The 14,794-nt window shown below is 39.4% G+C and carries 13 protein-coding genes; 8 read left to right on the forward strand and 5 right to left on the reverse strand.

Features of this window, described 5'->3' with window-relative positions; all coding sequences use genetic code 11:
* Nucleotides 1-198: 198 nt before the first annotated feature.
* The 7 genes from AAGA51_RS19245 (at nucleotide 199) to AAGA51_RS19275 (ending at nucleotide 6,910) form a co-directional block, all read left to right on the forward strand.
* The gene (locus tag AAGA51_RS19245) at nucleotides 199-672 is read left to right on the forward strand and encodes a hypothetical protein (RefSeq protein ID WP_042489997.1); all 474 of its coding nucleotides are present in this window, start codon (nucleotides 199-201) and stop codon (nucleotides 670-672) included.
* Between the two features lie 27 nt (nucleotides 673-699).
* The gene (locus AAGA51_RS19250) at nucleotides 700-1,626 is read left to right on the forward strand and encodes a tripartite tricarboxylate transporter substrate binding protein (RefSeq protein ID WP_042489998.1); all 927 of its coding nucleotides are present in this window, start codon (nucleotides 700-702) and stop codon (nucleotides 1,624-1,626) included.
* A 55-nt stretch (nucleotides 1,627-1,681) separates the two neighbouring features.
* Nucleotides 1,682-2,125: a tripartite tricarboxylate transporter TctB family protein gene (locus AAGA51_RS19255; protein ID WP_042489999.1), complete on the forward strand. Its 444-nt coding sequence runs from the start codon at nucleotides 1,682-1,684 to the stop codon at nucleotides 2,123-2,125.
* A 9-nt stretch (nucleotides 2,126-2,134) separates the two neighbouring features.
* Nucleotides 2,135-3,625, forward strand: a complete 1,491-nt coding sequence (locus AAGA51_RS19260) for a tripartite tricarboxylate transporter permease (RefSeq protein ID WP_042490000.1) — start codon at nucleotides 2,135-2,137, stop codon at nucleotides 3,623-3,625.
* A 380-nt stretch (nucleotides 3,626-4,005) separates the two neighbouring features.
* The gene (locus AAGA51_RS19265) at nucleotides 4,006-4,965 is read left to right on the forward strand and encodes a TRAP transporter substrate-binding protein (RefSeq protein ID WP_042490002.1); all 960 of its coding nucleotides are present in this window, start codon (nucleotides 4,006-4,008) and stop codon (nucleotides 4,963-4,965) included.
* Nucleotides 4,966-5,105: 140 nt separating this feature from the next.
* On the forward strand, nucleotides 5,106-5,600 hold the full coding sequence (locus AAGA51_RS19270; protein WP_042490004.1) for a TRAP transporter small permease: 495 nt from the start codon (nucleotides 5,106-5,108) through the stop codon (nucleotides 5,598-5,600).
* A gap of 5 nt (nucleotides 5,601-5,605) precedes the next feature.
* Entirely contained in the window at nucleotides 5,606-6,910 is a 1,305-nt protein-coding gene (locus AAGA51_RS19275) for a TRAP transporter large permease (RefSeq protein ID WP_042490005.1), read from the forward strand.
* Nucleotides 6,911-6,984: 74 nt separating this feature from the next.
* Here the strand turns inward: AAGA51_RS19275 and AAGA51_RS19280 are convergent, their stop codons facing one another.
* The 5 genes from AAGA51_RS19280 to AAGA51_RS19300 form a co-directional block, all read right to left on the reverse strand.
* On the reverse strand, nucleotides 6,985-7,752 hold the full coding sequence (locus AAGA51_RS19280) for a hydratase (protein ID WP_042490007.1): 768 nt from the start codon (nucleotides 7,750-7,752) through the stop codon (nucleotides 6,985-6,987).
* 86 nt (nucleotides 7,753-7,838) lie between these two features.
* A complete protein-coding gene (locus tag AAGA51_RS19285; RefSeq protein WP_042490010.1) occupies nucleotides 7,839-9,380 on the reverse strand; it encodes a polysaccharide lyase family 7 protein in 1,542 nt (513 codons plus the stop codon).
* Nucleotides 9,381-9,465: 85 nt separating this feature from the next.
* A complete protein-coding gene (locus tag AAGA51_RS19290) occupies nucleotides 9,466-11,241 on the reverse strand; it encodes a sodium:solute symporter family transporter (RefSeq protein ID WP_042490012.1) in 1,776 nt (591 codons plus the stop codon).
* A gap of 320 nt (nucleotides 11,242-11,561) precedes the next feature.
* Entirely contained in the window at nucleotides 11,562-12,926 is a 1,365-nt protein-coding gene (locus AAGA51_RS19295) for an MATE family efflux transporter (protein WP_081878781.1), read from the reverse strand.
* Nucleotides 12,927-12,984: 58 nt separating this feature from the next.
* Nucleotides 12,985-13,701 carry a FadR/GntR family transcriptional regulator gene (locus tag AAGA51_RS19300; RefSeq protein WP_042490013.1) on the reverse strand — a complete coding sequence of 239 codons (717 nt, stop codon included), beginning with the start codon at nucleotides 13,699-13,701 and terminating at the stop codon, nucleotides 12,985-12,987.
* Between the two features lie 273 nt (nucleotides 13,702-13,974).
* On the opposite strand from AAGA51_RS19300, the gene AAGA51_RS19305 reads away from it, so the two are divergent.
* A complete protein-coding gene (locus tag AAGA51_RS19305) occupies nucleotides 13,975-14,694 on the forward strand; it encodes a FadR/GntR family transcriptional regulator (RefSeq protein ID WP_042490015.1) in 720 nt (239 codons plus the stop codon).
* Nucleotides 14,695-14,794: the final 100 nt, after the last annotated feature.

Genomic DNA, 14,794 nt, shown 5'->3' on the forward strand with positions numbered 1-14,794 from the left:
TGTAATACATAAAGTCAATCCCGAGTTTTCAAAACCGTATCAAAAATCACACTAAAGCTAATAAAATAAAGAGCCAGCGCACAGCTAAGATACGTTCACAGTGATCTGCATAACATTCCAGACCTTACTTCCTAGTTAATAATAAATCATACAATATCATTTATTGAAAATATTCAGATATAAACGGATAAGCAATAAATGAAAAGCCATTTGGACATCGCGAAAGAAGCAATCGAATTGGTAACACCATCAATTCATAAGCTGTTTGAGCAAACTAACCGACAAGAACTTCATATCGTCATTATGGATCCGCGTTTAAAGCCTTGGGAAAGCCCATTCGAGGAAAGCATTCTATTTGAAATCTCACTTGGCAGCCCCGAACAATGGACTATCCCTTTTAACGATTTCGCTCGTAAAAAGGCTCTGCAAGCATGGCGTAACCGTCAGCCAAATTTAGTAAACCAATCACTGCATACATCATCACTAAGAGAAGACGATTTGTTGTTCTATGGTTCATTTACCTATGGCGATGTCGTCGTCGCTTGTAGTGGCGTGGAACAATGGTTCGACATGCTTATTAGCGGCTGGATAGCCATCGCCTTTGAACAGCTATGTATGAGCGAATATCAAAGAAACAAGCTTAACAATCCAACACAAACTTTCAGACAATAAATCAGAAACAAAAGGTACAACGACATTATGAACAAACTACTAAAAACTCTATTTGTAAGCGCAGGGATCATGGCTTCAGCAACAGCGATGTCGGCTGACTACCCTAGCAAAAACATTCGTCTAGTCGTGCCATTCGGTGCCGGTGGCGGTACTGATGCAGTTGGTCGAACACTAGCTAACTCAGCCAAAGATATTTTGGGCCAAAACATCTCAGTGATGAACCGTACAGGTGGAGCAGGCGCTGTAGGCATGAGTTTTGGTGCTCAGCAAAAACCTGACGGTTATACGTTAACCGTAGTGACTCGAGAAATAGCATCTCTACCTCAGATGGGCCTAATGCAACATAATGCAAGTGATTTCAAATTGATTCGTATGGTTAACTTAGACCCAGCAGTTGTTCTTGTTCACAAGGACAGCCCATACAACACCATTAACGACCTTATTGCCGAAGCGAAAAAAGGCGATGGCGTTGTAAAATTTGCGTCAACTGCGGCACCTAACTTTTACCTGATGGCTTTAGAAAAAAGCCAAAATATCAAACTTAATGCAATTCCATACAACGGTGCATCTGAAGCAATTCCAGCAGTTCTTGGCAACCATACTGATGTCACTATGGTTACACCAGGAGAAGCAATTTCTCAGTTACGCTCAGGTCAGCTAAAAGCTCTGGGTGTAATGTCTGAAGAAAGAATTGCTTACATCCCTAACGTTCCTACATTGAAAGAGCAAGGCGTAGACGTAGTTACTGGTACATGGCGTGGTATTGGTGCACCTAAGAATACTCCTGACGAAATCATCACAATCCTAGGTGATGCTTTTGATAAAGCAATGGCTTCAGACGAATTCAAAGACTTCATGGAAAAAGGGGCGATGACAATCCACAATATGAATGCTGAAGAGTTTACTAAATTCGTAGAAAAAGATGCGAAAGCACTAGGTACATTAATTAACTAATACTGTTCTTTTTGAGCGCCCTTTTAGGGTGCTCATCGTTTTATAGGACACCAACATGCTCAATAGAAATTTGGTATTTCCATCTATAGTTATCGTTCTTAGCGCACTAACGCTTGTTGTCATTTCGCAATTTGCGGAACCACGTTTTCAAGACGCAAGCGTTGACGCCAAGTTTTTTCCCGCAGTAATTGTGATTTTCCAAATCATAATCTGCATTGCTCTTATCATTCAGAATAAGTTAAAAACAAAGACCGAAACACAAACAAGCATCTTTTCAAAAATGGTTGGGTTTGCCGTTGCTTTTCTCATCGGTTATGCATTTTTAATCAATTCATTAGGTTACTTACCAGCCAGTCTAATTGCATTTACCTCATACCTACTCTTTTTCAAAGTTAAAAAGCCGATTATGTACGTCGTTGCTTGGGTATTCGTATTTTCTGTTTACTACCTCTTTGGAGAAGTGTTCTACATATCACTTCCTCAAGGCACTTTGTTTTAGAGAGGCATTATGATCGAGTATCTATTTAATGGCTTGCTCACGGCATTTAGCCCAGAAGTTTTGCCTGTATTAATCTTCGGGGTGATCGGTGGCATCATACTTGGTGCTTTACCCGGTTTAACGGCAACCATGGGTGTTGCGATACTACTTCCATTCACCTTTGGTATGAGTTCCACTCCAGCACTCGTGATGCTGATTGGTGTTTACATTGGCGGTATTTACGGAGGTTCAATTGCAGCAATTCTGCTAAAAACTCCAGGAACACCAGCCTCAGCCGCAACAGTTCTTGATGGGTACACATTAGCAGAAAAAGGTCAGGCTGCTCGAGCATTAAGCATTTCTGCTGTTGCATCGTTTGTAGGCGGAATGATAAGTACGATAGTACTTATTGCGATAGCGCCTTTGTTGGCAAATTTTGCTTTACGCTTTAATGCGCCTGAATACTTTGCACTCGCTCTTTTCGGTTTAACAATTATAGCTAGTGTGTCAGCGCAAAACGTACTGAAAGGGCTACTAGCGGGAACCATTGGTCTTTTGATTTCAACCGTTGGTTTAGACCCAATAAGCAGCGTTCCGCGCTTTACATTCGGTGTGATGGATCTTTATAGCGGTATTAACGTAATACCAGTCCTTATTGGCCTCTTCGCACTTTCTGAAGCCATCAATCAGATTGAACAGATACTGACAGAAAAGCGTACAGAAATACCCAAGTTCGACCATAAGTTGTTAAGCAAAAAAGATTTAAAAGATATGCTGCCTACAGCAATTAAAAGCGGACTTTTAGGCACATCAATAGGTTCCGTTCCAGGCGCTGGGGCAGATATATCAGCGTTCGTATGTTACAACGAGGCAAAGCGCGTTTCGAAAAACCCAGATGAGTTTGGTAAGGGTTCAGTTCGCGGCTTAGCTGCTGCTGAATCTGGTAACAATGGTGTAACAGGCGGAGCACTTGTACCTCTGCTCACATTAGGTGTTCCCGGTGATGCTGTTGCTGCTGTCTTACTTGGTGCATTGATCGTACAAGGCTTAACACCAGGACCACTGCTTTTTGCTCAAAATCCAGAAGTTGTCTATGGCGTATTTAGCTCTATGCTAGTCGCCAACGTTGTAATGCTTATAGTAGGCTTGGTTGGTATTCGTTTTTTCTGCCGTATTATCGAAGTACCCAAACTACTCATGATCCCTATTATCATCTTTCTATCAGTTGTAGGGGCTTACGCCATCAATAACTCTATGTTTGATGTAGGTATCGCAATAACGTTTGGTATTTTAGGATTTGTATTGGGCAAACTAGAGATTCCTGCGTCACCGATTTTGCTCGCTGTCATTCTTGGTCCGATGGCGGAAACAAATTTACGAAAATCCTTGCTCATGTATGAAAATTCATGGTCATTCCTATATGAAAGACCTATAGCTCTTGGGTTTATTCTACTGGCCATTTTCTCTGTTTATTCAACAATGAAGATGAAGAAGAAAACGAAATTAAAACAAACTAAGTAGACTTTCAAAAGCCAAGCCTATCGCTTGGCTTTTTTATCCCCACTTTTACACTATTTTAGACACATCATAACAAGCCTCTGTTTATTCTTGGTATTCATCATCTTCTGTTGTCTATCCATTTTACCATTCTCCTTCTGGTAATGACTGCATTTTCTATACGTTTCACTGATTCCGACAACCCATTGACATTGATTACGTCACGTCGTGAACACACTCACACAATAGATAGGTTCCCGTGCATAAACTGTGCAGATCTCCACATTTGAGTTATTGAATTATTGTATTACAAATATACAAGACGTAAAACTCATAGTCAGGATTGATAAATGATTAAATCCTGCTTGTACCTTGGAAAAATGACAACGATTCTGGAGAAGAACATGAAAAAACAACTAATTACGCTGGCAGCGGTATCTGTGATGATGGCATTTTCTATTAATGCCAAGACTCTGACGTTAGGTCATGCTATGAATGTTGAAAGTGCAGCACATGCAGGTATGCAAATTTTCGCCGAAAAAGTAAAAGAAAAATCGAAGGGCGAAATGAACGTGAAAATATTTCCTAATGGCGTATTAGGCTCAGAAAGAGATCAAGCAGAGCAAGTTGTAACCGGTGCTATCGATATGGCAAAAATCAACGGCTCTCTTGCAGAATCTTTTGAGCCAACATTTAAAGCTATCTCAATTCCATTCTTATTCAGAGACTCAAACCACATGCATGAATTCATGCGTAGTGAAACGGCTGAAAAACTATTGCTTTCGAGTAAAGGTAAAGGCTTTATTGGCGTAACATTCTACGACTCTGGATCTCGTAGTTTTTATAGTTCAAAACCTATCAAGACACCTGAGGATTTAGCAGGACTTAAAGTCCGTGTACCAGAATCGCCAACGATGATGGAAATGGTTCGCCTACTTGGCGCGAAGCCTACCCCTGTCCCATTTACAGAGGTTTACACGGCATTACAGCAGGGCGTTATTGATGCGGCAGAGAACAACGTCTCTAGCCTTGTCGAAATGAAACACTCTGAAGTAGCAAAATTTTACTCTATGGATCAACATATGATGACGCCTGATCTAATCATGATTTCAGAGTCTACTTGGAACAGTCTGTCTGATGCTCAAAAATCCATCGTTAAAGAAGCTGCCGCTGAATCAAGAGAAGAAGAAATTAAGATTTGGGCTGAAACAGATAGCAAAAATATGGGAATAGCCAAAAAATTTGACGTGAAGTTTGTCGAGGTCGATAAGTCAAAATTCCGAGCTAAAGTACAGCCAATGATTGAAGATGCACAGAAAGATCCAAAATTAAGCTACTACGTAGAAGCTATACAGAACATGTAATTAAACTCTATTCACCGTCAATAAAAATAGCGACTTGATTCTTTAACATTATCAAGTCGCAATATCATTTCATTAGCAAAAAAAATAAGAGCTTATCAAGTTCAGCTCTTTTAATAAATACGTTTATCTAAGGCAAAAAAATGGATGCTAATATAATAAAATTCAAGAGTTTATTAGATAAAGTAATTCTAACATTTTGTAGTATTTCTCTTGTTCTCCTTGTCATTACAGTTACGTGGCAAGTGTTCAGTCGTTATGTACTAAATGATCCAAGTTCGTTTACCGATGAACTGGCTCGTTATCTTATGATTTGGTTTGGGTTACTCGGCGCTAGTTACTTATTTGGTAAGAATGGACATTTAGCTATTACGTTATTCATACACTCAATAAACAAAAAATTTCAAAAAATTAGTTATATTTTAATTCACCTGACATCACTATCGTTTGTTTTTCTAGCGATGATAAAAGGCGGCATGCAGTTAATGGGAAGAACCACTATGCAATATTCTCCTGCACTACAAATACCGATGTCGTATGTCTATTTTATATTGCCGTTAGCTGGCTCTCTAATGGGCGTTTATATTCTCATTAATATCGCTAATTTATTAACAACACCTTCTAACGAGAGAGGATAAGCTGTATGGATATCTCCGTCGGTTTTTGGTTATTATGCCTGTTTATGCTTCTAATAGCGTTTAGTATTCCTATTGCCATCGCCATTGCTTTATCTTCCCTTGTAATTATGTGCACCATCATGCCTTTTGATATTGCACTTATGACCGCTGGTCAAAAAATCGTAACGGGTATCGACAGCTTTAGTTTACTCGCAATACCGTTTTTTATACTGGCCGGGAATATTATGAACAGAGGTGGTATTGCTAAGCGTTTGGTTGATTTTGCAAAGTTATTAGTTGGACGTCTTCCAGGCTCACTAGCTCATGTCAATGTAATCGCAAATATGTTATTTGGCTCAGTTTCAGGCTCTGCCGTTGCAGCGGCAGCAGCCGTGGGTAAAACATTGGAACCAGAGCTGGAAAAAGAAGGTTATAGCAAATCTTTTTCAACAGCAGTCAACGTAGCCTCTTGCCCTGCTGGACTACTTATTCCACCAAGTAACTCACTCATCGTGTTTTCCGTAGTAAGTGGTGGAACCTCGATTGCTGCCCTATTTATCGCCGGTTACGTACCTGGCATATTGATGGGCATTAGCTGTATGATTGTCGCGTATTTTATTGCAAAGAAAAAAGGCTATAAAAGCGTTACAGAAAAAACAACATTATCACAAGCGCTAACAACGACTTGGCGTGCTTTACCTAGTCTTGGTTTAGTAGTGGTAGTTATTGGAGGCATTATTGGTGGGGTATTTACTGCGACAGAAGGGGCATGTATTGCCGTTCTCTATGCCTTCTTTCTTTCCTTAGTTTATCGTTCATTAGATATCTCTGCATTACGTAAAATTTGTGTTGAAACAGCAGAAATAACAGGAATAATGCTGTTTCTAATTGGCGCATCAACCATCATGTCATGGGCAATGGCGTTCACTGGGTTACCCGGCATGATCAGTGACTGGATGCTTTCTATCTCTGATAACCCAATAATCATCTTAATTCTAATGAATATTATTTTGTTGATTGTCGGTATGTTTATGGACTTAACACCGGCAGTATTGATCTTCACACCAATATTCATGCCGATTGCAACCCAGTTGGGAATGCATCCTATCCATTTCGCAATGATGATGATTTTTAACCTGTGCATAGGCATAGCCACTCCGCCAGTAGGTACAGCACTATTTGTCGGATGCAGTGTCAGCGGTGCGAGAATTGAAAATGTAATTAAATCTATTATGCCGTTCTGCGCAGTACTTATTGTGACGCTTATACTTATTACCTTCATTCCTGAAATCAGTTTAAGCTTGCCGAGAGCTTTTGGCTTAATTCAATAGTTAACCTCATAAAAATGCCCACCTTAGAAAGAGACTAAGTGGGCATTACTATTTAGTAATTTAAATTAAGATTATTAATCGTTCTTTTCTTTAAACTCTACCGTGTATTCACCTATACCGTCATAAGTAATCTTGGTTGGCTTATCAAATTCAACTTCAACGATTCCACAATATGAACCTGTGATGATCGCTTCCCCAGCTTGAAAATCCACACCTCGGCGAGTCATGTAATTAATGAACCAATAAATCGGTGATTGAGCAAGGTTATTAGGGTGCTTACCAGAAAATTTCTGAATATTATCTGCCTGTACGACGGTAATATCAATTGTACTTGCATCGAACGCTTTGTCGCGGGCAACCTCAGGGCCAATGAACAACCCTTGATTCATCAAGCCGTCAGCAAGTTTTTCAAAAAATTCAGCACCACTATCATCTGCAAATCGTGACTGCATTAGTTCTAGAGCCATATGACAAGAACCGATCGCTTCATTGATTTGGACTTCACTATAGCCATCTTCATTAGCTGGTAACGTTTTAGCAAGAACAAATGCAATCTCAGGTTCGATTCTTACTACACCATTATCCTTAAACAATTCACAACAATCACCACGTTGAACGGTATTAGAAAAAATTGGAGCTAGTACAAATTTGTCTTCAGCGAGCGGCTGCAAACACTTCCATCCTCCAACTTTATCAGAGTGTAAATCGATCATTGAAGATTGAATTCTGACCGCATCTTCGACACAGCCTGGACGAAATTTTTCATCAAGCCTTGAGGCTTTAATACCTGCTACACGACGGTTTAATAACTCTGAAGCAGCTTGTTCACTTAAATTTGTCATATTTATTTACCTACTATCTTTATTTCGGGCTTAAACAGCCTAATACCCCTTCCAAGATATGAAGGGGTATTAGTTAAATGAAGAAATTAATACGTATCGTGAGAAGTTTTTAGTTGATAGAAAGTTGCCTGAACATAATCATCTAAATCACCAGTAATATTCTGGTTATAAACACCCGCTTTAAAGTACATGTACTTACCGCCTACGTCATAACCACTCTCACTCATATCCACAATCTGTTGAATATCAGTTTTACCATCCCGCATGAGCGTAACGGTCATAGTATTACCAACAACTTCAATTCGATAACTAAACGTCTCTCCAAGGGCAATACCTTCATCACCAATTTCACCAGTCATACCACCCACAAGGTCATAATATGTATCGGTTCCTTTCAGTGTATTTTCATGAGCGAAGTAAACCGTGCCTTTATCATGGTTAGGCAATTTTCGATAATACAGACGAATTGGCTCATCATCCTGATCATGGATTTGACCGATAATAAATCGGCCAACTTCTCCAGCTTCACCTGTTGATGTAGTGTGATCAATCTTCAATGTTGCTTCTAGCACTCCATCTATTGCCCCAGCGGATTTTTGGTCTTCGAGAGGTGCAGAACTGAATACCCAGTTATTTCCATTGACGCCTTGAACTGGAATAGACATGTCACCTTTACGCAGCATCTCACGTAATTCCGTTCGAGCATATTTGGTATTCTTAGATGTGCGAACACCTTTAACAAAAGACTTAAACACTAGCCCACCATCAGTCGCGGTATAGAAAACGTCTGGGTGCTGGTATCCATTTGCTAAATCCCATTCAAAGACATCATCAGGTTTTCCGTTTTTATCATGATCAAATGGTTGTGATAGATACCAAGTAGTTAAATCAAAATTCTGACTAGGTGCGTTCCCAGGTAAAGGCTCATTGGGAATACTTGCGTTAGGTAACACGCTGTTCGTATCGCATTTAATGCTTGTTTGACAAGGATAGACGGCAGGAACCCCAAAATTGCCTTTTCGCAGATCCTTCCTTACATCTTTCTTCGCTTTTGCTTCTGCTTTCATTTGAGCAATCATTACTTGCTCTGCGGCAATAACATCAGGGGTGATGACATGGCTTGTTGGACAATCATCTAAGGTACAATTTAAAGCGGCAAGCTCAGTCACGCTGTTCCAGTTATTAGCACTATTACCTAATCCAACATATTTTATATATCGAGCTTGTAATGGCTTAAATTCAAAACGTTCATACCCAATAACCGCGCCTGAACTTTGTTGGTTTTTTAAAGCTGTTGTCCACGTTTCTCCGTCGGTACTCACTAGAAGATCAAATTTAGTTTTACGTTCATTGCCTTTGTGAAAGGCCGCACGAATCGCGTCAAACTCTTGAACTTTGCCGTAGTCAAATACAACCCACTCACCAAGCCCGTTTACCGACCAGCGAGTCTTGATATTTTGATCAGTCATTCTTTCGGGACCATTACCATCGTGACCACTAGCTTCAATAGCTACAGGGGTAAGAATCTCTGATCGCTTTTGGTTTTCTGCCGTGCTTGAACAACCAGCACTAAACAAAGCGAATGTAATAGCTAAAGATAACGCACTTTTCCTTTTTATATTCTTCATGGTCGTTCCACTATTTATTATTTAAATTAAAAATCTTAAAAAAAAAGCGGTCATCGATATGACCGCTTATCATTAATACATTTGATTAACTTTCAGTAGCGGTTTGTACTACTTCAGGTTTTTCATCAACTGCTTTTATCAATAGGACACCAACACCAGCTACAATCGCACCGCAAAGGATAAACACAAAACGTCCCCATAATGGATTTGGTAATAGGAACATAGCCATAATACCTGCACCAGCAACAGCAATTAGTGTGCCTAGCATCTTACGTTGTTTGTTATCCAGCTTTTTCTGTTCACTAGACTCTGAGACCAATGGTGTATCAAGATTCTCGAAGAATTTATCAACATCTTTCTGACGTGCTTCTGATAATGGCTTGTAGAACAATGTTGACACAATGAAGAATCCACCAGTGAAAACAATGTGTCCAATTAAACCAATAGCTACTTTCAAATCAGCCCATTCACGCTTGGTCAGTGTTTCTAAATCAAACCAGCTAGTTACCATATCTGCGTTGATGGCAAAACCTACTGTGTATGAAACAATACCGCCTACCACCAAAGTACCCCAGCCAGCCCAATCAGGTGTTTTCTTAATAAAGAAACCAAGGAAAGCTGGAATTGTCATAGGGAAGCCGATTAGAGCACCAACGTACATCATGGTATCAAACAGGCTTAGACCTTTTAACGAGTTAATAAACAGTGCAATTAAGATAATTGCCACACCGAATACTGCTGAAGTAATTTTAGAAACTGTCACCAGCTCTTGTTCTGTCGCCTGTGGGCGAAGAATCGGTTCATAGAAGTTCTTAACAAAAATACCTGAGTTACGATTTAGACCTGAATCCATAGAAGACATGGTTGCTGCAAACATTGCCGCTATCAGTAAGCCCACCATGCCTGCTGGCATATACTCTTGAACAAAGTATAAGTACGCAAAATCACCCGCTTTTGAACCAGCCTCAGGATATTGAAGCGCGAGATCAACACCTTGACCTGCTATAAACCAAGAAGGCATAAACCAAATCATTGGCCCCATTGTCATCAAGACACATGCTAGCAGAGCAGCTTTCTTCGCATTTTTAGAGTCTTTCGCTGCAAGGTAGCGATAAGAGTTAAGCATGTTGTTTGTGATACTGAACTGCTTTACAAAGATAAAGAATGCCCAGATACCAAAAATGCTCACGTAGTTTAGGTCATTCCCTGAAACAAAAGATGCGCCTTCTTGCACAGGGAAATTGCTGACAATTTCACCAACACCACCACCTTGAATAATCGCAACAACTGCACAAGTAATTGTAACCGCCATGATGATAACCATCTGCATAAAGTCAGATGCAATTACCGCCCATGAACCACCAGTTACAGACATTACCAGTACAACAAGACCAGTTACGACAATCGTCGTTTCCATATCAAAGCCAAAGATGCCAGAAGCAATAATCGCAAGAGCATTTAGCCATACACCCGCAGAAACAATGCTGTTTGGCATACTTGACCAAGTAAATACCTGCTCATTTTGTTTACCAAAACGCATACGGATTGCTTCAATTACCGTCACAACACGTAATTGACGAAATTTAGGAGCGAAGTAAGCGTAGTTCATGAAGTAACCAAAAGCATTCGCTACAAAGATCATCGCAACAGCCATACCATCGCTATATGCCTTACCGGCTGCACCGGTGAAAGTCCAAGCACTAAACTGCGTCATGAATGCCGTAGCACCGACCATCCACCATAGCATGCTACCGCCGCCTCGGAAGTAGTCACTGGTTGTACTTGTAAATGTTCTGAACATCCATCCTATTGCAATTAAGAATAGAAAATAGATGCCAACAACTAATGTATTGAGTTCCATATCCTCGACCTTTTTAAATATGTTTTATGTCGAAATGGATAATAGCCAAGGTTAGAATCTATTTGTAGTACAATATGTCAATTTCGTGATATGGGTAAAATTTATCTAAAACCGAAAAATCATACAAGTAAGGTAAAAAATCACAGCATCTACTCAAAAAAATCGATAAATAAATAATAAAACCAATAAAAACATGACAATAAAAGATTTTAGGTTTACGCACTGTAAAATCAAAAAGGTTTATTTTGTAATACAAAACAAACCATTTTGATCTGTGCATAGATTTTAGAAAGTAGGAAAAATCATATCCATAAAAGTAATTAATCATACATAAGGTTATCTACTTGTTCTAAAGTAAAGCCATTAAGAGTTTTCCTAGCTAAGTACCTGAATGGGTATACCTTAACGATTTCTTCCAAAGGCATAACAGCAAACGCCCAAAATATCGATAGTTCAAAATATAAGATAACAAGGGCACACAGAGGGATTGAAATAACCCATTGTCCAGTGAAATTGACCTTAAAAACTTCCGTCGTTTTACCTAAAGCTCTGAGAACATGCCCATGCACGGTGTTGTAACCCCGAACAATCGGTAAAACAATATACAAAGGTGCAATGATAGAAAGAGAGTCATAGATAGAAGTATCTAGATCTGGGTAAATACTTGGTAACGAAATACTAAGCAGCAAAAAAAACAAAGCTGAAAAACATGATATAAGCACCGCCATCCTGATACTTACATTCACATTTTTATTTAAGTCTGAAATGTCACGAGAGCCTATGGCTTGGCTGATATTAATAGCGGATGTTAACGCCCATGCTGTTATGAACTGCGTGCCAACTTTAATCCATGGCATCACTATCGTCATAGCTATATAAGATGTTATAGCTAATTGAGAGTACAACAACATATATACCGTCGCTCCTATTTGAAGCATGGTTACATTCGCTGCTACAGGAAAGATCTCTTTAAAGTGACTAACAACATTAGACCCTATTACACTTTTAATAAGTGTAAAACGAAGAGTCAGTGCCGATTCAAAGTAAATACAAGTGGTTAAAAAAAGTAGCCGGATGACAATGGCTATTAAGCTACCCACGGCAGCACCGGTAACGCCTATCCCACCGAAGCTACCTATACCGTTAATTAACACGTAAGAAGTTATAACATTAATTGGAAGCTCAAATAAGTAACCTTTAAAAGGAACTTTGGTTCTGCCAAGAGCGTTAAACAATGCAATCATTACTTGCGTGGCTGCATTAATAACGACTATATACTTCGCTACACTCAGGTAGCTTCTCGTTTCAGAAAGAATGTCGGATTCACTGGTTAAAGTACGAATCAAAACATCGCTATATTGCATTAAAACTAAGTAGAACATGCCGGATATAGACATATTGATAAGCAATGCGGCCCAAAATCCTTTATCTATTACTCCTTTGGTCCCAGCCCCAACCGAACGGCTTAGCACCAATTGAGAACCATTAGCTAACGCCATTTGAATACCCAAAATGAACGAGATTATCGTTGTTGCAATTCCGAGAGCAGCAAGTGAAATCTCACCATGAGGAGTTACTAAATAGGTATCAATCATTAAAGCGGATTGCATCAATAGTGCATTAAACGCAAGTGGCCAAGCTAGAGATAAATTTCGTTTCACATAAGGAGAAAGGAGCACGGACATCTTCCTATAGAATTATTAGCGATTACATTGAGAACTGCTAGTATCGTTTCGTTCTATGTCACACGACACCTAACCGGGACAACTTTTGATTATCATCTTGAAGTAGTGCTTGTGACGCTAATCTGGCCTGTATACTGTTACCAGCCATAATTGCATCGTAAATAACTCGATGCTCGTCTAAACAGAAGCGACCACCCTCTGAGGAGTGATTGATGAACAACTTAAAAATAGTAGAAAGGATATTACTAAATGGTAGAAAAAAGTGATTCTGAGTTGCTAAGAAAATAGTTTGATGGAATAAATGGTCATTTTTAATCCATTCATCATAGTTAATTTCTTCAGCAGCCAAAACCATTTGCTGAAAGATAACAGAAAGTTCTTTTCTATGCTCAACTGTTGCATGCTTTGCTGCCAACGCACAGGCTTCTGGTTCAATAGCTTTACGAAGTCCTAAAAATTGAGCCAAAAACCTCTGATTATCGTTAAGCCCTTTTATCCATTCTAAGAGCTGAGGATCCAGAAAGTGCCAATGGTGTCTGGGTAACACGATCGTACCTATCTTAGGCTTAGCTGCAATTAAACCTTTTGCAGAAAGTAACTTAGAAGACTCGCGCAACGCAGTTCTGCTTACACCAAAGGTGCTGCACAATTCCATTTCACTTGGTAACTTCTCGTTAGGATTTAACTCACCAGAAAGGATTTTACACGCAATTTCTGTGGCTATTTGTACATGAATTTTACAACCCGACTGTTTTAAACTTGAATACTCGATCATCCAACGCTCTCCAAATGTTTGTTTCAAGCTCAAACATCAGTTCTTTGTCATTTAAATAAATAATACAATAACACTAGAATTTGACAATTAGTTTTAAATATTATCTAGACTCGTATTCCGTGTAACTAAGCTAAACTGGATAGCCAACCTTGATAAGCAACAACTAGATTTAAGTTCTGTTTGCTACATGGAACACAAACATCTGCTTGGTGACTTCTATCACTAATGCTATATTACGGCTTAAATAATACATATTTAGCGAAAAGTGATTTTATGTCTGGCGAATTCCACTCTATATCCGGTTCAAAACGTAGCCTTCACGTTCAAGTTGCGCGTGAAATTGCTCGTAGTATTTTATCTGGCAAAATTGCCCAAGGCTCCATACTTCCAGGTGAAATGGTACTTTGCGAACAATTTGGTATTAGCCGAACAGCTCTTCGTGAAGCGGTAAAACTGTTAACGTCAAAAGGACTATTGGAATCACGTCCTAAAGTAGGTACACGCGTTATCGATAGAGCTTACTGGAATTTTCTTGACCCACAGCTCATCGAGTGGATGGATGGTCTAACTGAAATAGATCAATTTTGTCACCAATTTCTGGGTTTAAGACGAGCAATTGAACCAGAAGCCTGCGCACTGGCCGCAAAAAATGCGACAGCAGAGCAACGTATTGAGCTATCAGAAGCATTTCAAGACATGTTAGAAGTTGCCAATGAGGATGAGCTAGATAAAAAACGCTGGATGAATGTAGACATTCGATTCCACAGCATTATCTTTAACTCAACAGGTAATGACTTCTTCTTACCATTTGGTCATGTATTAACAACAATGTTCATTAACTTCATTGCCCATTCCTCTGAAGAAGGCAGCACTTGTATCAATGAGCATCGAAATATCTATGAAGCAATAATGGCAGGCAATGCTGAAAAAGCCCGCCAGGCATCAATCGACCATCTGTTAGATTCAAAACACAGATTAGCGGAAGTTGGTTAAATAGACTTAAAATTGCAAAAGCACGTGAACATCACGTGCTTTTTTGGCTCAAATGAAGAATATCAATAATGTACCAATCGTAAAAATGTAATCTACTTCA

The sequence above is a fragment of the Vibrio diazotrophicus genome (assembly GCF_038452265.1).
GTDB lineage: Bacteria > Pseudomonadota > Gammaproteobacteria > Enterobacterales > Vibrionaceae > Vibrio > Vibrio diazotrophicus.

Coding starts and splice junctions, on each gene's coding strand:
- AAGA51_RS19245 (WP_042489997.1), top strand. CDS start 199: ATGAAAAGCCATTTGGACATCGCGAAAGAAGCAATCGAATTGGTAACA.
- AAGA51_RS19250 (WP_042489998.1), top strand. CDS start 700: ATGAACAAACTACTAAAAACTCTATTTGTAAGCGCAGGGATCATGGCT.
- AAGA51_RS19255 (WP_042489999.1), top strand. CDS start 1,682: ATGCTCAATAGAAATTTGGTATTTCCATCTATAGTTATCGTTCTTAGC.
- AAGA51_RS19260 (WP_042490000.1), top strand. CDS start 2,135: ATGATCGAGTATCTATTTAATGGCTTGCTCACGGCATTTAGCCCAGAA.
- AAGA51_RS19265 (WP_042490002.1), top strand. CDS start 4,006: ATGAAAAAACAACTAATTACGCTGGCAGCGGTATCTGTGATGATGGCA.
- AAGA51_RS19270 (WP_042490004.1), top strand. CDS start 5,106: ATGGATGCTAATATAATAAAATTCAAGAGTTTATTAGATAAAGTAATT.
- AAGA51_RS19275 (WP_042490005.1), top strand. CDS start 5,606: ATGGATATCTCCGTCGGTTTTTGGTTATTATGCCTGTTTATGCTTCTA.
- AAGA51_RS19280 (WP_042490007.1), bottom strand. CDS start 7,752: ATGACAAATTTAAGTGAACAAGCTGCTTCAGAGTTATTAAACCGTCGT.
- AAGA51_RS19285 (WP_042490010.1), bottom strand. CDS start 9,380: ATGAAGAATATAAAAAGGAAAAGTGCGTTATCTTTAGCTATTACATTC.
- AAGA51_RS19290 (WP_042490012.1), bottom strand. CDS start 11,241: ATGGAACTCAATACATTAGTTGTTGGCATCTATTTTCTATTCTTAATT.
- AAGA51_RS19295 (WP_081878781.1), bottom strand. CDS start 12,926: ATGTCCGTGCTCCTTTCTCCTTATGTGAAACGAAATTTATCTCTAGCT.
- AAGA51_RS19300 (WP_042490013.1), bottom strand. CDS start 13,701: ATGATCGAGTATTCAAGTTTAAAACAGTCGGGTTGTAAAATTCATGTA.
- AAGA51_RS19305 (WP_042490015.1), top strand. CDS start 13,975: ATGTCTGGCGAATTCCACTCTATATCCGGTTCAAAACGTAGCCTTCAC.